General features: G+C 72.4%; 20 protein-coding genes. 7 read left to right on the top strand and 13 right to left on the bottom strand.

Annotated elements, in window-relative coordinates; genetic code table 11:
* Positions 1-120: 120 nt before the first annotated feature.
* On the top strand, positions 121-855 hold the full coding sequence (locus tag ACIOHP_RS24815) for a MerR family transcriptional regulator (protein ID WP_401890921.1): 735 nt from the start codon (positions 121-123) through the stop codon (positions 853-855).
* Here ACIOHP_RS24815 and ACIOHP_RS24810 read toward each other — a convergent pair.
* On the bottom strand, positions 832-1,557 hold the full coding sequence (locus ACIOHP_RS24810; protein WP_401890918.1) for an SDR family NAD(P)-dependent oxidoreductase: 726 nt from the start codon (positions 1,555-1,557) through the stop codon (positions 832-834). The genes ACIOHP_RS24815 and ACIOHP_RS24810 overlap by 24 nt on opposite strands.
* A 151-nt stretch (positions 1,558-1,708) precedes the next feature.
* Between ACIOHP_RS24810 and ACIOHP_RS24805 the strand changes: the two genes are divergently transcribed.
* From ACIOHP_RS24805 to ACIOHP_RS24795, 3 genes are read left to right on the top strand one after another with little or no spacing between them, the layout of a single operon-like run.
* Entirely contained in the window at positions 1,709-2,737 is a 1,029-nt protein-coding gene (locus ACIOHP_RS24805; protein ID WP_401890916.1) for an ABC transporter permease, read from the top strand.
* 35 nt (positions 2,738-2,772) lie between these two features.
* The gene (locus ACIOHP_RS24800) at positions 2,773-3,840 is read left to right on the top strand and encodes a sugar ABC transporter substrate-binding protein (protein WP_401890913.1); all 1,068 of its coding nucleotides are present in this window, start codon (positions 2,773-2,775) and stop codon (positions 3,838-3,840) included.
* A gap of 1 nt (position 3,841) precedes the next feature.
* A complete protein-coding gene (locus tag ACIOHP_RS24795; protein ID WP_401890911.1) occupies positions 3,842-5,311 on the top strand; it encodes a sugar ABC transporter ATP-binding protein in 1,470 nt (489 codons plus the stop codon).
* Positions 5,312-5,388: 77 nt separating this feature from the next.
* Here ACIOHP_RS24795 and ACIOHP_RS24790 read toward each other — a convergent pair whose 3' ends face one another.
* The 7 genes from ACIOHP_RS24790 to ACIOHP_RS24760 all read right to left on the bottom strand — a co-directional run bounded on the left by ACIOHP_RS24790 (position 5,389) and on the right by ACIOHP_RS24760 (position 14,483).
* Positions 5,389-6,132, bottom strand: coding sequence for an IclR family transcriptional regulator (locus ACIOHP_RS24790; protein WP_401890909.1), 744 nt, complete (start codon positions 6,130-6,132; stop codon positions 5,389-5,391).
* A 103-nt stretch (positions 6,133-6,235) separates the two neighbouring features.
* The gene (locus ACIOHP_RS24785; protein WP_401890907.1) at positions 6,236-7,864 is read right to left on the bottom strand and encodes a thiamine pyrophosphate-binding protein; all 1,629 of its coding nucleotides are present in this window, start codon (positions 7,862-7,864) and stop codon (positions 6,236-6,238) included.
* Positions 7,865-8,218: 354 nt separating this feature from the next.
* Positions 8,219-10,396 (bottom strand): 3-hydroxyacyl-CoA dehydrogenase NAD-binding domain-containing protein, encoded by a 2,178-nt coding sequence (locus ACIOHP_RS24780; protein WP_401890905.1) that lies wholly within the window; start codon positions 10,394-10,396, stop codon positions 8,219-8,221.
* A gap of 35 nt (positions 10,397-10,431) precedes the next feature.
* Positions 10,432-11,646: an acetyl-CoA C-acetyltransferase gene (locus ACIOHP_RS24775; RefSeq protein WP_361543320.1), complete on the bottom strand. Its 1,215-nt coding sequence runs from the start codon at positions 11,644-11,646 to the stop codon at positions 10,432-10,434.
* 45 nt (positions 11,647-11,691) lie between these two features.
* Positions 11,692-12,834, bottom strand: coding sequence for an acyl-CoA dehydrogenase family protein (locus ACIOHP_RS24770; RefSeq protein WP_401890903.1), 1,143 nt, complete (start codon positions 12,832-12,834; stop codon positions 11,692-11,694).
* A complete protein-coding gene (locus ACIOHP_RS24765) occupies positions 12,831-13,997 on the bottom strand; it encodes a CaiB/BaiF CoA transferase family protein (protein WP_401890901.1) in 1,167 nt (388 codons plus the stop codon). Before ACIOHP_RS24765 ends, ACIOHP_RS24770 begins: the two co-directional genes overlap by 4 nt.
* Positions 13,998-14,102: 105 nt before the next feature.
* Positions 14,103-14,483, bottom strand: coding sequence for an MmcQ/YjbR family DNA-binding protein (locus ACIOHP_RS24760; RefSeq protein ID WP_401890899.1), 381 nt, complete (start codon positions 14,481-14,483; stop codon positions 14,103-14,105).
* A gap of 91 nt (positions 14,484-14,574) precedes the next feature.
* On the opposite strand from ACIOHP_RS24760, the gene ACIOHP_RS24755 reads away from it, so the two are divergent.
* Entirely contained in the window at positions 14,575-15,753 is a 1,179-nt protein-coding gene (locus ACIOHP_RS24755; RefSeq protein ID WP_401890897.1) for a saccharopine dehydrogenase family protein, read from the top strand.
* Between the two features lie 7 nt (positions 15,754-15,760).
* Here ACIOHP_RS24755 and mmpA read toward each other — a convergent pair whose 3' ends face one another.
* Positions 15,761-15,907, bottom strand: coding sequence for a morphogenic membrane protein MmpA (mmpA, locus tag ACIOHP_RS24750; protein WP_368082973.1), 147 nt, complete (start codon positions 15,905-15,907; stop codon positions 15,761-15,763).
* 77 nt (positions 15,908-15,984) lie between these two features.
* Positions 15,985-16,686, bottom strand: a complete 702-nt coding sequence (locus ACIOHP_RS24745) for an endonuclease V (protein ID WP_401890895.1) — start codon at positions 16,684-16,686, stop codon at positions 15,985-15,987.
* A gap of 36 nt (positions 16,687-16,722) precedes the next feature.
* Between ACIOHP_RS24745 and ACIOHP_RS24740 the strand changes: the two genes are divergently transcribed.
* Positions 16,723-17,019, top strand: a complete 297-nt coding sequence (locus tag ACIOHP_RS24740) for a YciI family protein (RefSeq protein WP_361543338.1) — start codon at positions 16,723-16,725, stop codon at positions 17,017-17,019.
* A gap of 4 nt (positions 17,020-17,023) precedes the next feature.
* Here ACIOHP_RS24740 and ACIOHP_RS24735 read toward each other — a convergent pair whose 3' ends face one another.
* Together ACIOHP_RS24735 and ACIOHP_RS24730 are read right to left on the bottom strand one after the other, a co-directional pair.
* Positions 17,024-17,347, bottom strand: coding sequence for a plasmid stabilization protein (locus ACIOHP_RS24735; RefSeq protein WP_401890892.1), 324 nt, complete (start codon positions 17,345-17,347; stop codon positions 17,024-17,026).
* Positions 17,348-17,396: 49 nt separating this feature from the next.
* Positions 17,397-18,497: a WD40/YVTN/BNR-like repeat-containing protein gene (locus ACIOHP_RS24730; protein ID WP_401890890.1), complete on the bottom strand. Its 1,101-nt coding sequence runs from the start codon at positions 18,495-18,497 to the stop codon at positions 17,397-17,399.
* A 247-nt stretch (positions 18,498-18,744) separates the two neighbouring features.
* On the opposite strand from ACIOHP_RS24730, the gene ACIOHP_RS24725 reads away from it, so the two are divergent.
* Complete coding sequence (locus ACIOHP_RS24725; protein ID WP_361543347.1) at positions 18,745-19,158, top strand: SsgA family sporulation/cell division regulator; 414 nt, start codon at positions 18,745-18,747, stop codon at positions 19,156-19,158.
* A gap of 18 nt (positions 19,159-19,176) precedes the next feature.
* On the opposite strand, the gene ACIOHP_RS24720 is transcribed toward ACIOHP_RS24725, so the two are convergent.
* The gene (locus ACIOHP_RS24720) at positions 19,177-20,013 is read right to left on the bottom strand and encodes an isocitrate lyase/phosphoenolpyruvate mutase family protein (RefSeq protein WP_401890887.1); all 837 of its coding nucleotides are present in this window, start codon (positions 20,011-20,013) and stop codon (positions 19,177-19,179) included.
* Positions 20,014-20,120: the final 107 nt, after the last annotated feature.

Here is a 20,120-nt window from a genome sequence, read left to right as displayed (position 1 = left end):
CGCCTTCCCCGTCCCGTACCGGTCACGCGGTGGCGGACCTCACACAGCGGGCGTCTCACATGATCGACAGAGGTGCTCGCGAGGTTTCACAGCACTGGTGAGACAGCGATACTGCTGCACATGACGACCGAACCGACCGAGATCGACGCGACCGACCTCACGATCGACGAGCTGGCCGCGCGGGCGGGCGTCACGGTCCGCACGGTCCGCTTCTACGGCACCAAGGGGCTGCTGCCGCCGCCGGTGATCGGTCCGCGGCGGGTGGGGCACTACGGGCAGGAGCACCTCTCCCGGCTGGCGCTGATCGAGGAGCTCCAGCACCAGGGCATGACGCTGGCGGCGATCGAGCGGTATCTGCGGCAGCTGCCGCCGGGCCTGAGCCCGCACGACCTCGCGATCCACCGTGCGGTCGTGGCCTCCTGGGCGCCGGACACCGCGCAGAGCGCCACACGGGTGGAGCTGGAGCAGCGGGCGGGGCGGTCGCTCACCGACACGGACGTGGAGCGGCTGGCCGCGATGAACGTCGTACGGGCGGAGGGCGACGGCTACCACTTCGACTCGGGGCTGCTGCGGCTCGGCGTCCAACTGCTCGACGTGCCGCTGTCCTTGGAGTCGATCCTCGCGGCGCGCGGCGTGCTCGTCGAGCATGCGCGGGCCGCGGCGCACGAGTTGGCGGAGCTGTTCCGGGGCGAGGTGTCGGAGCGGGACACGCAGGACGTGAGGTCGTTGTCCGCCCATATGCATCCGATCGTGGTGCAGGCGCTGCTGACCACCTTCCAGCGGTCGTTGCGGGAGGAGCTCAGCGAATGGGTTCCGTCCTCGTCCGGTCCCTCACAAGTAGGCCGATCCTCCTGACACGTTGAGGGTCTGCCCGGTCAGGAAGCCGCTGCCCTGGTCGACCACGTACAGCAGCGTCGAGACCAGGTCGGCGGGTTCCTGGGTGCGGGTGACGGCCTGGCGGTCGCGCACGAACGCGAAGCCGCCGTCCGCGCCGACCGTCCGTTCGGCGGTGGCGGTGCGGACCATGGTGGGGGCGATGGCGTTGACGGTGATCCCGTACGGGGCGAGCGCGGCGGCGAGTGCGCGGGTGAAGCCGATCAGGCCCATCTTCGAGGCGACGTAGGGGACCATCGTGGGCGGCGCGGTGAACACGGCCGCGGAGGCGATGTTGACGACACGGCCCCACCCGGCCGCCTTCAGATAGGGCAGCGCGGCCTGCGTCACCAGGAACGGGGCCTCCAGGTTGACGCGCAGGACGTGCCGCCACTCCTCGGCGGTCGTCTCCTCGAAGGGCTTCGACGGGTAGACGCCGGCGTTGTTGACGACGACGTGCAGGGTGCCGAACCGGTCGATGACACGCTCCAGTTCGGCCCGTACGACCTCCTCGTCGGTGACGTCGCCCACCAGTTCCACATAGTCGAGGATCCGGCCCGCGGTCTGTGGCTGCGGGACGAGATCGAGCCCCGCGACCCGGTAGCCACGCCTTGCCAGCGCGACGGCGAACTCCTGCCCGAGGCCCTGTGCCGCTCCGGTCACCAGGGCGGTACGTGTCTCCATGGAGCGAGTGTGATGACCCGTCAGGCGCCCGGCAAGCGCGCATTCCACTCGCTGGAACGCCCGTGTTGCCGCCCGCGCCCGTGGGGCCGACGCTGCGGCCAGTCGCCCGTGGGGGCGGCCTTCAGCTGCTGCCGTACGGGAGCCGTGCCCGATGACCGAGACCGAGCGTGCCGTGGACGACGCCGAGCGCGCCCGCGAGCAGGACCCCGCACCCCGACGGCGGTGGCCGCTGCCGCGCCGGCTGGTACGAGACGAGCTGGGCGTCCTGCTCGTGCTGGGGCTGCTCGTGCTGGCGATCGGCATCCCGTACCCGGACTTCTTCGACGCGGACAACCTGCTGTCCACCGCGCACAACTCGGTCTACATCTCGCTGATGGCGTGCGGCATGGTCTTCGCGCTCGCCATGCGCGAGGTCGACCTGTCGGTGGGCGGCACCTACGCGATGGTGCTGGTCGTCGGGGCGCTCCTGGTGCGGGACGGCTGGGCACCCTGGTCGGCGGTGCCGGTGATGCTGCTCACCGGGATCGCTTGCGGGATGTTCAACGCGCTGGTGACGACCCTGCTCGCGCTGCCGTCGTTCATCGTCACGCTGGGCACGCTGATGCTCTTCCGGGGTGTCGGGCTCGCGCTGGCCGACGGCAGGCAGATCACCGACCTGCCGCTGGACGACTCCTTCTTCACCTTCGCGGGCGGGGATCCGGGCGGGGTGCCGTTCGCCCTGTGGATCCTGCTCGCGGTGGTCACCGTGCTGGCCGTGGTGCTCACCCGTACCCGGTTCGGGGCCCGGGTCCGGGCCATCGGCTCCAATCCGGACGCCGCCGCGTTCAGCGGCATCCCGGTCGTGCGTACCCGCGTCCAGGCCCTGGCGCTCTCCGGCCTCACCACGGCCTGCGCCGCCGTACTGGCCCTCGCGTTCTACGGCGCCGGCGACCCGACCCTGGGGCAGGGCTACGAGCTCCAGGCCATCGCCGCGTGCATCATCGGCGGGACACCACTGGCCGGGGGGCGCGGCTCGGTGGTCGGAGCGGTGGCGGGGGCGATGATCCTGGCGGTCGTGGCCGCGGGGCTCGTGTTCTTCGAAGTACCCATCAACTGGACGTCGTTCGCGACCGGCGGGGTCATTCTCGTCGCGGTCGCGGCGGACAGCGCGCTGCGCCGCACGGGACGGCGGCGGCGGTGAACATCCGGTCGGCACATGGCTCCTGGAGGCCCCTGATGCATCCTCGATTCCGTACGGTGGCCGCCGCCCTCGGCGTCCTGGCACTGCTGGGCGCCTCCGGGTGCGGTGAGAGCGAGGGGTCCGGCGGCAAGGGCGGCAGGCTGGACATGGGCATCGCGGTGGCCAACATCTCCCTCAACTTCGCCCACGAGATGGTGCTCGGCGCCGAGAGCGCCGCGGAGCGCGCCGGGAACGTCGACTTCCAGGCGGTCGGCCCGCCCAACACGGACGGGCCGGCCGAGGTCCAGCTGTTCCAGAACCTCCAGACGACCGCCAAGGACGGCATCGTCCTGGAGAACCTCGACCCGCCGATCTTCACCCGCCCCGCCGCCCGGGCCGTGGACAAGGGCATCCCGATCGTCGCCCTGGACACCTCCCCCACCGACGGCAGCAAGGTGAACTTCTATGTGGGCAACGACAATTACGCGCTCGGTGAGCTGATGGCGAAGGAGGCGCTGAAGCGGCTGGGCGACGATCCGAAGGGCGAGATCGTCATCGGGGTGCCGAACCCGGGGACGCCGGTGCTGGACAACCGGGCGGCGGGCATCAAGGACACGTTCGGCAAAGAGGCGCCGCACGTGAAGGTGCTCGGCCCCTTCCAGACGTACAGCGATCCCGGCCAGAACTACAGCTCCTGGTCGGCGCAGGTCAACGCGCATCCGGACGCGCTGGCGTTCCTGGGTGTCGGGGACGCCGACAGCTACAACCTCGCCAAGATCAAGAAGTCGGAGAAGGGGGCGTGGCTGACGGCAGGCTTCGACGTCGACCCCAAGACCCTCGACGCGGTCGAGGACGGCTCGAACTTCGTCGCCATCGACCCGCAGCACTTCCTCAAGGGCTATCTGTCCACGGCGATCCTGATCGCGTCGGTGCGCGAGAACGACGGCACACTGCCCGACGGCTGGTTCCTCTCCCCCGGCGGGGTCGTCGACTCGTCCAACATCGACGAGATCATCACCCGGCAGAAGTCCCCGGAGGCGGCCTACGACTGGTACAAGCCGACCATCGACAAGCTCCTCGGCGACCAGGAGGGACAGCTGCACCCCCTGAAGGACGCGCGCTGAGATGGCGCACGGTGACATCCTCGTGGCCCAGGGCCTGGTCAAGTCATACGGCGGGGTGCGGGCGTTGGACGGGGCCGGGGTCCGGCTGCGGGGCGGCGAGGTGCATGCGCTGGTCGGGGAGAACGGCGCGGGCAAGTCGACGCTGGTGCGGATCGTGTCGGGGACGCCGGCGGCGGAGGAGGGGACGATGTGGCTGGCGAAGAACACCCGGATCGCCACCGTCTCCCAGGAGTTGAGCCTGTTCCCCGACCTCACCGTCCGGGAGAACCTCTTCCCCCACCAGCCACCGCGCCGCCTCGGCCTGCTCGACCGGGGCGCCATGGACCGGGCGGCCCGGCCGGTCCTCGCCGAGCTGGGCCTCGACGTGGACCTCGGCACGGAGATCGGAGAACTTCCCCTGGCCGATCAGCAGTTGACGGAGATCGCCCGGGCCCTGCTGCGCCGTCCCCGGCTGCTGATCCTCGACGAACCGACGTCGGCACTGCCGGCCGCCGCCGTCGACCGCCTCGAAGGCGTCCTGCGCACGCTGACCGGGCGGGGTATCGCCGTCCTGTACGTCACCCACTTCCTGGAGGAGGTGATGCGGTTCGCGCAGCGCGTGACGGTGCTGCGGGACGGACGGGTCGCACTCGCCGGGGTGCGCCGCGAGGAGGTCGACGTGCCCGAGCTGGTGACGGCGATGCTGGGCGGCCGGCCCGAGCAGCGGACACGCCGGACGCGGACCGTGGTCGATCTTCCGCCGCCCGTGGTGCTGTCGGGGGTGAGCGTGCCGGGCAGGCTCACGGACGTGACGTTCACGGTCCGGGCGGGTGAGGTGGTCGGGGTCGGGGGGCTGCAAGGGGCGGGCCATCTCAGCGCGTTGGAGGTGGTGTGCGGCCGTACGGCGATCTCCGCGGGCCGGGTCGACGTCGGGGGCCGGGGCCTGCCGCGCTCGCTGCGGGACGCGGTGCGGTCGGGGGTCGCCTTCGTGCCGAGCGACCGGAAGCGGTACGGGCTGATGGTCGACCGGGAGGTGTGGGAGAACACGACGTCGGTGAGCTGGCTCGGGCTCGGGCGGGGCGGCATCGCGCCATCACGGTCGGAACTGGTCCGCCGTACCGTTGACTTGACCGAACGGCTACGGCTGCGCGGCGGTCCGCACGACGTGGTGGCCCGGCTGTCCGGCGGCAACCAGCAGAAGGTCGTCCTCGCCAAGTGGCTCGCGACCGAACCCGGGATCGTGGTGCTCGACGACCCGACGCGAGGCGTGGACGTCGGCGTGCGGGCCGAAATGCACCGGATCGTGGGCGAGTTGGCCGCGGGCGGTGCGGCGGTACTGATCGCGTCGACGGACCTGGCGGAACTGACGGAGGTCTGCGACCGGGTGCTGGTCTTCGTGCGGGGCCGGTTGACGGGAGAGGTGCACGGGGCCCACCTGACGGAGCACACGCTGGCGGTGGCGATGCAGCAGGGGGCGTCGACCTCCCGCTAGCCGGCGGATGTGTCCCACACCGGGCGGCGGTCGACCGCGCTCATGTGGCGCGGCGACGGCACGGGTCTGCCGACCGCTCACGCCGACAGGGCCCGCGTCAGCGCCCTCGCCGCCGCACAGACCCTTGCGCCCACCCGGTCCACGTCCAGGCGGCGGGTGCCTCCCGTCACCGAGATCGCCGCGATCGGGCGGGGGTCGCGGTCGTGGGCGTAGACCGGGGCCGCGACCGCCGAGACGCCGATCTCGGCCTCCTCCAGGTTGACGCCGAAACCCCGGGCGCGGGTCAGGGCCAGGTCCCGGGCCAGCTGGCCCGGCAGGACCAGGGTGCGGGGGGTCAGGCGGTGCAGGGTGCGGTGCGGCGGGCGGGGGTCCAGGGCGAGGAAGACCTTGCCGGTGGCGGTGCAGTGGGCGGGCAGGCGGCCGCCGGTGCGGGAGACGATCGGGGTGGCGCTGCGGCTCGTGATCTTCTCCAGGAACAGGGTGTCGGTACCGTCCGGGACGGCGAGGTGGACGTTCTCGTGGGTGGCCTCGTGCAGGTCGCCCAGGTACGGCAGCGCCGCGTCCCGCAGTTCGCGCACCGACGGCGCGGACTGCCCGAGGACGAAGAGCCCCAGGCCGATGCGGTAGCGGCCGTCCGGGGTGCGCTCGACCAGGCCGAGCCGGACCAGTTCGCCGATCAGCCGGTGCGCGGTGGGTTTCGGCAGCCCGGTGCGCAGGGCGAGTTCGGCGAGGGTGAGGGCGGTCCCGGAGTCCCCGCAGGCACGCAGCAGGGTCACTCCGCGTGCGAGCACCGACTTGGGCAGAGGACCGTCGTCCGTCATGGACCGAATGGTGATGCCTGGGTGTGCGGGTGGCAAGGTGTGCGTCGCTGTGAGTGGCGGATCATCGCCTCGGCCGCGGGCGTGGTTCCCCCCGCGGTGGGGCTCATTTCCGCAGCGGTACGTCGACCAGCATCGGGCCCTTCAACTTCCCTGCCCCGGCGACCAGTTCGCGCAGATGCTGCGCGCTCTCGGCGCGGACCGCGTCGACGCCGAAGAAGGCGGCCGCCCGGGTGAAGTCCAGGGGGCCCAGCTCGGTGCCGGGGCACAGGCCGGAGCCGCCCATCGCCTCGTAGGTGTCCTGAAGAGTGCGGTAGGCGCCGTTGCCCATCACGACGAACAGGACGGGCGCCGACTGCCGTGCGGCGCTCCACAGTCCCTGGAGACCGAACAGGGCGCAGCCGTCGCCGAGCACGGCGACCACGGGGCGCCCCGGCTCGGCGAGCGCGCGACCGACGGCGGCACCGATGCCCCAGCCCAGCCCGCCGCCGACGGTGTGGGTGTAGCTGCCGGGGCGGTCCAGGCGTACGAGACGACGGAGCAACAGCCCGGTGGTGATGGCCTCTTCGACGATCGCCGCGCCGGGCGGCAGACCCCGGGCGACGGCGTGGGCGGCGGCCCAGGGGGCGAGCGGGGCCGGGGAGTACGCGGCGCGGGCGGCGGACTCGGCGCGGTCGCGGTCCGCGGCGTGCTGTTCGCCGGCGCGCAGGACGCGGCCCTTGGCGGTGTGGTCGGGCACGCGGTCGCGCAGGAGGTCGGCGAGGCGGTGCAGGGAGGGGCCGAGGGAGCCGACCAGCCCGGCCTCGGCGGGGAAGTTGCGGCCGATCTCGTCGGGGTCGGAGTCGAGTTGGACGACGGTGACGCCGGGCGGCAGGGCGGGGCCCGGGGTGTAGTGGTGCGGGGTGAAGGCGTGGGCGCCCGCGATCAGCAGGACGTCGTAGGGAGCGAGTGCGGTGCGGATGGCGTCGTGGCGGGGTGGCAGCATCCCGGCGTAGAGGGGATGGGTGGTCGGGAAGTTCAGGCAGTCGGCCATGGGCTGGTGGTGCACGGTCGCGCCGCAGGCCTCCGCCGCGCGGACCAGGGCGGCGACGGCGTCCTCGCGGCCGACGCCGTCGCCGGCGACGATCGCGGGGCGGGCGGCGCCGCCGAGCAGGACGGCGGCGCGTTCGATGCCGGGGGCCGGTCCCGGCGGGGGCGGCGGGGTGCGGGCCGGGACCTCGACCTCGATGTCCTCGGCGAACACGTCCATCGGGATGGACAGGAACACCGGTCCCGCGGGCGGGCGTACGGCGAGGGCGAAGGCGCGGCGCAGCGCCAGCGGCAGGTCGCGGGCGTGCTGGACGTCGTACGCCGCCTTCACCGCGGGCGTCGCGAGGCCGACGAGGTCGCCGCTGAGCATGGGGTCCTGCTGGAGGTGGCGGCGGTCCTGCTGGCCGGCCGTCACCACGAGGGGGGTGCGGGAGCGGCGGGCGTTCAGGAGACCGATGAGGCCGTTGGCGAGGCCGGCCGCGACGTGCAGGCTCACGAAGGCGGGGCGGCCGGTGGCGCGGGCGTAGCCGTCGGCCATCGAGACGACGGCGCCCTCGTGCACGCCGAGGACGTACTCGGGGGCGTCCTCGGTCTCGCCGAGCGCGGCCAGGAAGGGGAGTTCGGTGGTGCCGGGGTTGCCGAAGACCCGGTCCACGCCCTCGCCGCGGAGGATGTCCAGGAAGGCGAGGGCGGGACGGGTTCCCATGGGGGGCTCCTCGGTGGGGACGGGGACCGGTTCGCGGGTCAGCGTCGGCGTTCCGCCCCCGGGGAGCAAGGGCGTCGTGTCGCTCAGCGGTACGGGGTGCCCGGGACGGTTTCTCGCCCCCGCCGCCCCTACCCGTTCCCATCCCCAGGGGCGTGCCGCCCCTTCGACCCCGCTCCCAGGGGGCGCTGCCCCCTGGACCCCCGCTCCTCAAACGCCGGAGGGGCTGAAAAACCCAGCCCGTCCGGCGTTTGAGGACGAGGCCCGTTCAGGGCCGAAGCGGGGGTCTGGGGGCGCAGCCCCCTGGGATGGGACGGGTAGGGGCGGCGGGGGCGAGGAAACCTCGTCGGCGCCCCGTCACGCGTCCCCGAACCGCTCCCCCCTCTCCGCCTTCTCCACCAGCAGCGCCGGCGGCGTGAAGCGGTCCCCGTAGCGCTCGGCGAGTTCGCGTGCGCGTGCCACGAAGCCCGGGAGGCCGCCCTCGTAGCCGTTGATGTACTGGAGGACGCCACCGGTCCAGCCCGGGAAGCCGATGCCGAAGATGGAGCCGATGTTGGCGTCGGCGACGGAGGTCAGGACGCCCTCCTCCAGGAGCTTCACCGTGTCGAGGGCCTCGGAGAAGAGCATGCGTTCCTGCATGTCCGCGAAGGGGATCTCGGCGCCGGGCTTGGTGAAGTGCTCGCGCAGGCCCGGCCACAGGCCCGTCCGCCTGCCGTCCTCGCCGTACTCGTAGAACCCGGCGCCACCGCCGCGGCCCGTGCGGCCGAACTCGTCGACCATGCGGTCGATGACGGCCTCGGCGGGATGCGTGGGCCACACCCCGCCCGCCTCCTCGACGGCCCGCTTGGACTCGTTGCGGATCTTGCGCGGGAGCGTCAGCGTGAGTTCGTCCATCAGGGACAGCACCTTCGCCGGGTAGCCCGCCTGCGCCGCCGCCTGCTCGACGGACGCCGGCTCGATGCCCTCGCCGACCATCGCGACGCCCTCGTTGATGAAGTGGCCGATGACGCGGGAGGTGAAGAAGCCGCGCGAGTCGTTCACGACGATCGGCGTCTTCTTGATCTGCCGTACCAGGTCGAAGGCCCGGGCCAGGGCCTCCTCCCCCGTCCGCTCGCCCTTGATGATCTCGACGAGCGGCATCTTGTCGACCGGCGAGAAGAAGTGCAGACCGATGAAGTCCGCCTGGCGCTCCACGCCTTCCGCCAGCACGGTGATCGGCAGGGTCGAGGTGTTGGAGCACAGCAGCGCGTCCGGCTCCACGACGTGCTGGATCTCCTGGAACACCTTGTGCTTGAGCTCGGGGTTCTCGAAGACGGCCTCGATCACCGCGTCGCAGCCGGCGACGTCGGCGGGGTCGGACGTCGGTGTGATGCGGGCCAGCAGCGCGTCCGCCTTCTCCTGTGTCGTACGGCCCCGGGAGACCGCCTTGGCGCAGAGCTTCTCGGAGTAGGCCTTGCCCTTGGCGGCCGCTTCCGCCGACACGTCCTTCAGGACCACGTCGATGCCCGCGCGGGCGCACGAGTACGCGATGCCCGCGCCCATCATCCCGGCGCCCAGGACGGCGACCTTGCGGACCTCGCGCGGCTCGATGCCCTGGGGGCGGTTGGCACCGGAGTTGACGGCCTGGAGGTCGAAGAAGAACGCCTGGATCATGTTCTTCGAGATCTGGCCGGCCGCCAGCTCCACGAAGTAGCGCGCCTCGATGACCTGTGCGGTCTCGAAGTCGACCTGGGAGCCCTCGACGGCCGCGGCGAGGATGTTGCGCGGGGCAGGGTAGGGGGCGCCGCCCGTCTGCTTGCGCAGGTTGGCCGGGAAGGCGGGGAGGTTCGCCGCGAACTTGGGGTTGGCGGGGGTGCCGCCGGGGATGCGGTAGCCGGGCTTGTCCCAGGGCTGCTGCGACTCGGGGTTGGCCTCGATGAAGGCGTGGGCCTTGGCGAGCAGTTCCTCCTGGGTGGCGGCCACTTCGTGGATCAGGCCGTTCTGGAGGGCGCGCTGCGGGGTGTACTGGGTGCCCTGGAGGAGGACCTTCAGCAGGGCGTCGGTGATCCCGAGGAGGCGGACCGTGCGGGCGACACCGCCTCCGCCCGGGAGCAGGCCGAGGGTGACCTCGGGACAGCCGATCTTGGAGCCGGGCGCGTCCAGGGCGATGCGGTGGTGGCAGGCGAGGGCGATCTCGTAGCCGCCGCCGAGGGCCGCACCGTTCATCGCGGCGACGACCGGCTTGCCGAGGGTCTCGATGCGGCGCAGGTCGCGCTTGATCGCGAGGCCGCCGTCGAAGAGCTCCTGGGCGGTCTCCGGGGTGACCCGGATGAGGTCGCGCAGGTCACCGCCGGCGAAGAAGGTCTTCTTGGCGGAGGTGAGGATGATGCCGCGGATGGAGTCCTTCTCGGCCTCCAGGCGGTCGGTGACGACGGCGAGGGAGTCGCGGAACGCCTGGTTCATGGTGTTCGCGGACTGGGAGGGGTCGTCGAGGACGAGGGTGACGACGCCGGACCGGTCCTGTTCCCAGCGGATGGTGGTGGACTCAGTGCTCATGTGGAGGTGCTCCGTGTGATCCGTCGGGAGGGGGGTCAGATGCGCTCGACGATGGTGGCGATGCCCATGCCGCCGCCCACACAGAGCGTGGCGAGGCCGTACCGCTTGTCCTGGCGCTCCAGTTCGTCGACGAGCGAGCCGAGGATCATCGCGCCGGTCGCGCCGAGGGGGTGGCCCAGCGCGATGGCGCCGCCGTTGACGTTGACCTTGTCCAGGGACAGGCCCATGTCCTTCACGAAGCGCAGGACGACCGCCGCGAAGGCCTCGTTGATCTCGACGAGGTCGATGTCGTCGATGGTCAGCCCGGCCTTGGCGAGCGCCTTGCGGGTGGCCGGGGCGGGGCCGGTGAGCATGATGGTCGGCTCGGAGCCGGAGACGGCCGCGGAGATGATCCGCGCGCGCGGGGTCAGGCCGTAGCGCTCGCCGACCTCCTTGGAGCCGATCGCGACGAGCGAGGCGCCGTCGACGATGCCGGAGGAGTTGCCCGCGTGGTGGACGTGGTCGATCTTCTCGACCCAGTGGTACTTCTGGAGCGCGACGGCGTCGAAGCCGCCCAGGTCGCCGATGTCCGCGAAGGACGGCTTGAGCCTGGCGAGGGAGTCGGCGGTGGTGCCGGGGCGCATGTACTCGTCGTGGTCCAGTACCACCAGGCCGCTGCGGTCCTTCACCGGCACGACGGAACGGTCGAAGCGGCCCTCCTTCCAGGCCGTCGCCGCCCGCTCCTGCGACAGCGCCGCGTACTCGTCGACGTCCCGGCGGGAGAAGCCCTCGATGGTGGCGATGAGGTCGGCGCCGATGCCCTGCGGCACGAAGTTCACGGACAGGTTGGTCATCGGGTCGTTGAACCAGGCGCCGCCGTCCGAGGCCATCGGCACCCGGGACATGGACTCCACACCGCCCGCGAGGACCAGGTCCTCCCAGCCGGAACGGACCTTGGCGGCGGCCATGTTGACCGCCTCGAGACCCGACGCACAGAAGCGGTTCTCCTGTACGCCCGCGACGGTGTCCGGGAGTCCGGCGGCCACGGCGGCGATCCGGGCGATGTCGGAGCCCTGGTCGCCGACGGGGCCGACCACGCCGAGCACGATGTCGTCGATGGCGGCCGGATCCAGGCCCGGGAAACGGTCGCGGATCTCGTGGATGAGTCCGACGACCAGGTCGATGGGCTTGGTGCCGTGCAGGGCGCCGTTCGCCTTGCCGCGACCGCGCGGGGTGCGGATCGCGTCGTACACGTACGCTTCGGTGCTCACAGGGAGGCCTTTCGGGGGTGAGGGTCAGCCGTGCGGAAGGGCTTTTCAGCCGAGCAGGGAACGCCCGATGATCTCCTTCATGATCTCGGTCGTCCCGCCGTAGATGGTCTGGATGCGGCCGTCGGTGAAGGCCCGGGCGACGGGGTATTCGCTCATGTAGCCGTAGCCGCCGTGCAGTTGCAGACAGCGGTCGGCTACCCGCTTCTGCAGCTCGGTCGACCACCACTTGGCCATGGAGGCGTGGACGGCGTCGAGCTGCCCGTTCGAGTGATCCTCGATGCAGCGGTCGAGGAACGTGCGGGTGACGGCGCACTCGGTGGCCATCTCCGCTATCTCGAAACGGATGTGCTGCTTGGTCGCCAGCGGCCGGCCGAAGGCCTCGCGCTCCTTGACGTACTCCGTGGTGATCTCCAGCAGGTGTTCGGCGGCGGCGATCGCGGAGACGGCGATACTCAGGCGCTCCTGCGCGAGGTTCGTCATCAGGTGGACGAACGCGCCGTCGAGCTCGCCCAGGAGGTTCTCCTTGGGCACGCGCACGTCGTGGAAGAACAACTCGGCCGTGTCCTGTGCCTTCTGGCCGATCTTGTCGAGGTTGCGGCCGCGCTCGAAGCCTGCCATGCCGCGCTCGACGACGAGCAGCGACAGGCCGTGCGCGCCGCCTTCGGGGGTCGTCTTCGCGACCACGATCACCAGGTCGGCGAGGATGCCGTTGGAGATGAAGGTCTTGGAGCCGTTCAGGACCCAGTGGTCGCCACGGTCCTCGGCGTGGGTGCGGATGCCCTGGAGGTCGGAGCCGGCGCCGGGTTCGGTCATGGCGATGGCGGTGATCAGGGTGCCGTCGCAGAAACCGGGCAGCCAGCGCCGCCGCTGCTCCTCGGTGGCCAGGCCGGTCAGATACGGGCCGATGATGTCGTTGTGCAGGCCGAGAGCTAGACCGGGTGCGCCCGCGCGCGTGAACTCCTCGGCGAGGACGGCGCTGTAGCGGAAGTCGGCGGTGCCGCCGCCCCCGTACTCCTCGTCCACGGCGAGCCCGAGCAGACCCTGCTTGCCGGCCGCGCGCCAGGCCTCGCGCGAGACGATGCCGTCCTTCTCCCACTGGGCGTAGTACGGCTGCACCTCCCTGGCCAGGAAGGCACGCACGGTCTCGCGGAACGCGTCGTGCTCGGGGGCGAAGATCTGCCGCTTCATGCAAGGCCCTTCGTCGCGGGGCCGTCCGGATCGGGGCCCTTCAGGAGATCGGGTACGTCCCAGTCGCGCGCCACGTCCCCGGTGTCGGCGCCGGGCCGGGCGGGGCCGGTGCGTACGGCGGTCGGGGTCGCGGAGAAGCGCGGGGCGGGCGCGGGCTGGGTGAGGCCGCCGTGGTCGGTGAAGGTGCCGCGCGCGGCGAGGTGCGGGTGGTGCGGGGCCTCGCGCAGCGACAGGACGGGGGCGACGCACGCGTCCGTGCCGTCGAAGGCGGCCGTCCACTCGTCCCGCGTACGGGACTTGAAGCGGGCGGCGACGGCCTCGCGCAGCTCGCCCCAGCGGGTCCAGTCCTTGCGGGCCCCGGCGTGCTCCTCCAGGTCGAGCAGGCGGACGAACTCGGCGTAGAACTGCGGCTCCAGCGGCCCGACCGCCATGTACTTCTCGTCGGCCGTCTCGTAGGTGCCGTAGTACGGGCAGCCGCCGTCCAGGAGGTTGGCGCCGCGCCGGTCCTGCCAGCCGCCGGCGGCGAGCATGCCGTGGATCATCGCCGAGAGGTGGGCGGTGCCGTCGACGATGGCGGCGTCGACGACCTGGCCGGTACCGGTGGCGCGCGCGTGGTGGAGGGCGGCGAGGACGCCCACGACGAGGTAGAGGGAGCCGCCCGCGTAGTCGCCGAGGAGGTTGGCGGGGGCCGGTGGGGGCCCGTCGGGGCTGCCGATCATGCCGAGGGTGCCGGTGAGGGCGATGTACGCGATGTCGTGGCCGGCGCGCTGGGCGAGGGGGCCCTCCTGCCCCCAGCCGGTCATCCGGCCGTAGACGAGCCGCGGGTTGCGGGCGTGGCAGGCCTCGGGGCCGATGCCGAGGCGCTCGGCGACGCCGGGGCGGTAGCCCTCGATCAGGACGTCGGCACGTTCGGCGAGGTCGAGGACGCGGGCGGCGCCGTCCGGGGCCTTGAGGTCGATGATCACCGAGCGCTTGTTGCGGTTGGTGATGTCGAACTCGGGGTCGATGGCGAGTCCGGGGCCGCCCGGCCGGTCCACGCGGACCACGTCGGCGCCCAGGTCGGCGAGGAGCATGGCGGCGAACGGGCCCGGTCCGATACCCGCCAGCTCGAGTACGCGCACGCCGGTGAGCGGGCCCTGCCCCGGCGTCGTTGCCGTCGTCATCCAGCCCCCATTGGCGTGACACAACCGATGTAACACCAGTGATGCTAAGAACCTGTTCCACCGGGCACAAGACCTGAACGAGCAAGCGCTTAGACAATCAGCCTCTCACTGCGCGTCCAGCTCCGCTATCAGCCGCTTCGGCGCGATCACGCGATAGCTCTCCTCCACCCAGTCGCACAGCAGCTCCGCGGCCGGGGCGCCCTTCTCCGCCAGCGGGACGCGCACCCAGCCCGCCTTGCCCAGCCCGTATCCGGCGGGTTCGGCGCCGGGGCAGGTCAGGGCGTGCGCATGCGTCTCGTCGTCCTTGAGCTTCAGCGTGACGCCCAGCGGATAGCTGCCGTCGTCGACGCCGAGGAAGACGAACACCTTCTTGTTGACCTTGGCGACCGACTCACCCCAGGGGAACTCCTCGACGGCACCCGGCATCCCGAGGGCGAACTCGCGCACCTTTTCCCACTTCTTCAGGGCATTTTTGGGCACGGCCACCGCGCACCTCCGGCCTCGTCGTCGGGCTCCGCACTCCTCACGCTAGCCTCGGCCACCGACAACGGCGCGTGGTGCGGAACCGAGGGGTGTCATGAGCAGGCTGAACAGGTCGGAGCGTCCGTACGACATCGTGCTTTTCGGAGCCACCGGGTTCGTGGGGGCGCTCACCGCCGAGTACCTCGCCGCGCACGCGCCCGAGGGGCTGCGCTGGGCGATCGCCGGTCGCAGCGAGGAGAAGCTCCAGGCGCTGCGGGAGCGGCTGCCGGGCGGCGCGGAGGTCGGGGTGCTGCGGGCGGACGTCGCCGATCCGGCCTCGCTGCGGGAACTCGCCGGGCACGCGCGCGTGGTGGCCACGACGGTGGGCCCCTACGTGGCCTACGGCGAGGAACTGGTCGCGGCCTGCGCGGAGAGTGGGGCGGACTATCTCGACCTCACCGGTGAGCCGGAGTTCGTGGACCGGATGTACGTCCGGCACGACGCACGCGCGCGGGAGACCGGTGCACGGCTGGTGCACGCCTGTGGCTTCGACTCGGTGCCGCACGACCTGGGCGTGTACTTCACGGTGCGGCAGCTGCCGGAGGGGGTGCCGCTCCGGGTGGACGGTTTCGTGACGGCGGACGCGACCTTCTCGGGCGGCACGTTCGCCTCGGCGCTGGGCCAGTTCGCGCGCGGGCGGCAGATGATCGCCGCCGCGCGGGACCGTGGCCGGCACGAGCCGCGGCTGGTGGGGCGGCGGGCGTCGACCCCGAGCGGCGCCCCGCGGTATGTCGGGGAGGTCGACTCGTGGGCGCTGCCGCTGCCGACGATCGACCCGCAGATCGTGGGGCGGTCGGCCCGCGCGCTCGAGCGCTACGGCCCCGACTTCCGCTACCGCCACTACGCGGCCGTACGCCGGCTGCCGGTCGCCGTGGGCGGGGTGGCGGCCGTGGGCGCACTGTTCGCCGCGGCCCAACTGCCGCCCGCGCGGCGCTGGTTGTCGGACCGGCTCAAGCCCGGGGACGGGCCGAGCGCCGAGAAGCGCGCCAAGAGCTGGTTCAGGATCCGCTTCGTCGGCGAGGGCGGCGGCCGCAAGGTGTTCACCGAAGTGGCGGGCGGCGACCCGGGCTATGACGAGACGGCGAAGATCTTCGCCGAGGCGGCCCTGTCCCTGGCCTTCGACGACCTCCCGCCCACCTCCGGCCAGGTCACGACGGCGGTGGCGATGGGCGACGCGCTGACCGAGCGGCTGCGGCGCGCGGGGATCGTCTTCCGGGTGGCCAGGAGCCGCTGACAGCGCCCTACAGCGGCCAGGTCGCCACGGTGTAGATCATCCCGCAGATCCACGCGAGCCCCGCGAGCACGGCCAGGATGAGCGCGGCCATCACCGCCCGCTCGACGGGGCGGTTCGGGTCGGCTAGCGGCTTCGGGGACCGGTGCCGGGGCATGCGGTGCGTCGTCATGGGGCACAGCCTGCCGACCGGGGCGGGGCGCTCACATCCGTACGGATACTCAGATCGGGTACTCAGTCGGCCGGTGCCCGCGCCGCCTCCTTCAGCGCTGTCCGGCACAGTGAGTCCGCTCGGCGGGTCGTCTCCGGCAGGCGGTACCGCGGGGTCAACGCCAGTGTGTGGGCGCAGGCGTTGTCCAGGGTCACTCGGTGGCCGACGGAGACGAAGACCGGCTTGACGCTCTCGCGGGTGCGGAGCGCGCGGCCGACCTCCTCGGTGCCCGCGAGGAGCGGGGAGGCGCTGCCGCGTGGGGTGTCCGGGTCGTCGTAGATGAAGGTGAAGGGGTTCTTGGCGACGCCGATCGTGGGGAGGCCCGTGAGGATTCCGAGGTGACTGGCGAGGCCGAAGCGGCGGGGGTGGGCGAGGCCGTAGCCGTCGCAGACCACCAGGCCGGGCGGACACGGGAGGGCGTCCAACGCGGCCATGACCGTGGGGATCTCGCGGAAGGCGAGCAGGCCGGGGACGTACGGGAACGAGATCCGGCCGACCGCCGTGGCCTCGGCGACCACTTCGAGGGTTGCCGAGTCCAGCACGACCGCCGCGGCCGCCACGACGTCCCGCTCGTCGTCGTACGCCACGTCCACCCCGGTCACGTGCCCCGTGCCGGGCGGCGGGCCCGGCTCGTCGAGCACCACCTGCGTCCGCAACTCGTCCTGGACGGCGCGGGCCTGCTCCTCGGTCGCGGGCCAGCCCGCGGGAATGCTCACTGTCCTCATGGTGGGACGAGCCTACGTCGGCGTAGGCTCGCGATCATGTTCGTACTGGAGCTGTCGTACACCGCCCCGCTCGATCAGGTCGACGCCGTGCTGGAGGCGCATGTGGCGTGGCTCGACGCACAGTACGAGCAGGGTGTCTTCCTCGCCTCCGGGCGCAAGAACCCCCGCGACGGCGGAGTGATCCTCGCCGTCGCGGGGGACCGTGCGCGCATCGAGGGGATCGCGGCGACCGACCCGTTCGTCACGGCCGGCGTCTGCGCCTACCGCATCACGGAGTTCACGGCCACGAAGACCGCACCGGAGCTGGAGCGGTACCGCGAGTCGCCCTCCTGAAGCGTCACGTGCCGAGCGCCCGCTGCAACTGGCTCTTGTTCATGTCCGAACGGCCGCTGATGTTGCGGCGCTTGGCCTCCTCGTAGAGCTGGTCGTAGGTCGGACCCTGAGAGCCCTTCCCGGACCGCCGGCCGCCCCTCTTCCCGGACGACATGTCCTGGGTCGAGGTGCGGCTCGCGGACTTCGACTCCCCGGAGCGGGCGCGTTCCTTGTTGACCGTCCGCGCGGCGATCTCCTCCGCGCGCTTCTTGCTCTCGCCCCGGTCCTGGGCGCTCTCCTTGATGTGCTCGTACTGGCGTTCCCTCTTCGGGCTCGAACCACGTGGCATGGGGGGATCACTCCTTCCGCGCTCGGCGACCGGGTACCCCCATTCCGGCTCAGCTCTCCAGCCGGGCCACCCGCCCCTTCTCGCCGGCCGCCCAGCAGCCGAGGTCGGAGGTGCAGTCCACGGTGTCGTACGAACCCGTGTCGACCGTGCGCCAGGTGCGGCCGCCGTCCGTCGTCAGGTCGGTGCCGGTGGGGCCGACCGCGAGGCCGGCGGTGCGGCTGTGCGGGAGCCAGGCGACGCCCGAGCGGTAGGCGGGCGGCGGTGTCGCCGCGGGCAGCCAGGTGCGGCCACCGTCCCGGGTCACGGCGCCGGCCCGCGGGGACGCCTGGTCGGGGCGGTAGTCGCCGCCGACCGCCAGGCCGTGGGTACGGTCGCGGAAGGCGAGCGCGAAGACGCCCTTGGCGGGGTCGCCCGCGGGGATCGGCGTGTCGGTGGCCGTCCAGGTCAGGCCGCGGTCGGAGGAGTGCAGCACGCGTGCGCGTGCCGCTCCGCCGGTGGCCAGCCAGACGTCCTTCGGGCCGGAGGCGACCAGGCACTGGCCACTGGCCGCGAACCCGGCCTCGCCCTCGAGCGCGGCGGGCATGCCGTCGTTCGGCAGCACCTTCCAGGAGCGGCCGCCGTCGCTCGTCGACAGGATGCGGAACTTCCCGTCCACCGGGTCGCTCATCGCCAGACCGTGCTTGCGGTCGAGGAAGGTGAGGCAGTCGTAGAAGGCGCGGGCGTCGGTGTTGCGGAAGGACTCGGTCCAGGTTGCTCCGCCGTCGTCGGTCCGGTACACCCGGGACGCCTCGCCCTCACCGATGGCCAGCACGACGGCCCGGCGTGCGTCGAACGCCTCGATGTCCCGGAACTGGAGCTCGCCGGCGCCGGGCGGAGAGACGTTCCGCCAGGTCGCGCCGGCGTCCGTGGTGCGCAGGACCGTCCCCTGCGTGCCGGAGACCCAGGCGGTGGTCCGGCTGACGGCCGACAGACCGCGGAAGCGCACCTCCGGGGTCCCGCTGTCCTTGAGTTCCCAGTGCGGCGCCCGGTGCTGCGGCTGCGCCTGTGCGGGTACGGCCGTCAGCGCGGCCAGCGCCGCCGCGCACGCCACCCCCGCGGCGAGCCCTCTGCCGGTACGTCCCCTGTGTCGCGTGCGTCGCGTGCTCCCCATGCGCCTCATGGCGGGCGAAGCTAGTCCACGCGCCCGTGGCCGTCCAGACCGCCGCCGGGACGGGGCGGCGGTCGACACATGTGCCCTTCGCGGCACGGAAGGTGGCCTGCGCCACTTGCGTGCATGAAAAACGGTGACCGAGGTCACTCGACTTTCATGTACACGGATTGGCCGATTCCGTCGTCTCTACCAGTACCCGGCCCCATCCGCCCGGAAGTCAGTCCAGCCGTCACTAGGGAGCAACGCGTTGTCCACTGTCATCGAGCAGCCCGTTGAGGCCCGTCTCGTCGCCGCCGCGCCGCGGATGCCGAGCATTCCCGCCACGCTGCACTACGACCGGCGCGATCCGTTCGCCGTCCGCATGACCTTCCCGGCTCCGGCCACGCTGGAGGGGGTGGAGGTCTGCTGGACCTTCTCCCGCGAGCTCCTCACCGCGGGCCTCCAGACCGCCGAGGGGCACGGCGACGTGCGGGTGCGGCCGTACGGGTACGACCGCACCGTCCTGGAGTTCCACGCGCCCGAGGGCACGGCCGTCGTGCATGTGCGTTCGGGGGAGATACGACGGTTCCTTCAGGCCACGGCCGAGCTGGTGCCGGTCGGGCTGGAGCACCTTCAGCTCGACCTGGACGAGCAGCTGGCGGAGTTGATGCGGGACGCGTGACGCTCCGCGGAGGTGCGTCTAGCGTGCCGCCCCCAGCAGCTCGTTGAGCCTGCCGTAGTCGAGACCGCCCTCCAGCGACTCGTACGTGCCCGCACCCAGCAGCTCCCTCGCGGCGCGGTGCACCAGGGCGAGCGCGGCCTGCGCGATGCCCGAACCGGCGCTCACGCGCGCGACGCCGAGCGCCGCCAGTTCCGCGACCGGCGGGGCGCCCGGGCCGGCCATGACGTTCAGCGGGCCGTCGATGCCGTCGACGAGCAGCTTGACGGTTCCCGGGTCGACGGCCCCGGGGACGAAGATCCCGTCGGCGCCCGCGGCCCGGAAGGCGGCGGCCCGCTCCAGGGTGAGGTCCACGTCCCCGGCGCCCCGCAGGAACGTGTCGATGCGGGCGTTGACGAACAGCGGCACGCCCTCGGCGTCGGCGGCCTCCCGGGCGGCGGTGATCCGCTCGGCCTGTGCGGCCACGTCCCGCAGCGGCCCGGTGCCCTCCCCGTACAGCGCGTCCTCGATGTTCACACCGACCGCTCCCGCCGTGAGCACCGCGCGGACGGTGGCGGCGACACCCGCCGGATCCTCGGCGTAGCCGCTCTCGACATCCGCGCTGACGGGCACGCCGACGGCGGCCACGATGTCCGCGACGACACCCAGCGCCCGCTCCCGCTCCACCCGGTCGCCGTCCGCCGCGCCCAGCGCCCAGGCGAGCCCCGCACTGGTGGTCGCCACGGCGGCTGCACCGGCGTCCTCGACGACACGGGCGCTCGCGGTGTCCCAGGCGTTGGGCAGGACCAGCGGCCGCCCCGGCACGTGCAGGGCGTGGAAGGCGAGGGCGCGGTCACGGGGCGAGGTCCGGTTCGTCATGACGTCCAGCCAAGCAGCGGGAGCCGGGAGGGTCCGGCAGGAATCCGACATGGACGTTCCTACGCCTCGACACGGTCCACCGCCTGGAAGGGCCCGGGCGCCGGCCG

This window comes from Streptomyces sp. NPDC087859, assembly GCF_044742595.1.
GTDB classification, from domain to species: domain Bacteria; phylum Actinomycetota; class Actinomycetes; order Streptomycetales; family Streptomycetaceae; genus Streptomyces; species Streptomyces canus_F.
Note: the sequence above shows the minus strand (reverse complement) of the source record. Positions and strands in the feature narration are given on the sequence as shown.

Bases quoted from the DNA above. Each gene is read 5' to 3' on its own strand.
- ACIOHP_RS24755 (WP_401890897.1), top strand. From the start codon at position 14,575: ATGAGCAGGCTGAACAGGTCGGAGCGTCCGTACGACATCGTGCTTTTC.
- ACIOHP_RS24790 (WP_401890909.1), bottom strand. From the start codon at position 6,132: ATGACGGACGACGGTCCTCTGCCCAAGTCGGTGCTCGCACGCGGAGTG.
- ACIOHP_RS24805 (WP_401890916.1), top strand. From the start codon at position 1,709: ATGACCGAGACCGAGCGTGCCGTGGACGACGCCGAGCGCGCCCGCGAG.
- ACIOHP_RS24795 (WP_401890911.1), top strand. From the start codon at position 3,842: ATGGCGCACGGTGACATCCTCGTGGCCCAGGGCCTGGTCAAGTCATAC.
- ACIOHP_RS24785 (WP_401890907.1), bottom strand. From the start codon at position 7,864: ATGGGAACCCGTCCCGCCCTCGCCTTCCTGGACATCCTCCGCGGCGAG.
- ACIOHP_RS24740 (WP_361543338.1), top strand. From the start codon at position 16,723: ATGTTCGTACTGGAGCTGTCGTACACCGCCCCGCTCGATCAGGTCGAC.
- ACIOHP_RS24735 (WP_401890892.1), bottom strand. From the start codon at position 17,347: ATGCCACGTGGTTCGAGCCCGAAGAGGGAACGCCAGTACGAGCACATC.
- ACIOHP_RS24780 (WP_401890905.1), bottom strand. From the start codon at position 10,396: ATGAGCACTGAGTCCACCACCATCCGCTGGGAACAGGACCGGTCCGGC.
- ACIOHP_RS24720 (WP_401890887.1), bottom strand. From the start codon at position 20,013: ATGACGAACCGGACCTCGCCCCGTGACCGCGCCCTCGCCTTCCACGCC.
- ACIOHP_RS24745 (WP_401890895.1), bottom strand. From the start codon at position 16,686: ATGAGGACAGTGAGCATTCCCGCGGGCTGGCCCGCGACCGAGGAGCAG.
- ACIOHP_RS24815 (WP_401890921.1), top strand. From the start codon at position 121: ATGACGACCGAACCGACCGAGATCGACGCGACCGACCTCACGATCGAC.
- ACIOHP_RS24800 (WP_401890913.1), top strand. From the start codon at position 2,773: ATGCATCCTCGATTCCGTACGGTGGCCGCCGCCCTCGGCGTCCTGGCA.
- ACIOHP_RS24810 (WP_401890918.1), bottom strand. From the start codon at position 1,557: ATGGAGACACGTACCGCCCTGGTGACCGGAGCGGCACAGGGCCTCGGG.
- ACIOHP_RS24770 (WP_401890903.1), bottom strand. From the start codon at position 12,834: ATGAAGCGGCAGATCTTCGCCCCCGAGCACGACGCGTTCCGCGAGACC.
- mmpA (WP_368082973.1), bottom strand. From the start codon at position 15,907: ATGCCCCGGCACCGGTCCCCGAAGCCGCTAGCCGACCCGAACCGCCCC.
- ACIOHP_RS24765 (WP_401890901.1), bottom strand. From the start codon at position 13,997: ATGACGACGGCAACGACGCCGGGGCAGGGCCCGCTCACCGGCGTGCGC.
- ACIOHP_RS24730 (WP_401890890.1), bottom strand. From the start codon at position 18,497: ATGGGGAGCACGCGACGCACGCGACACAGGGGACGTACCGGCAGAGGG.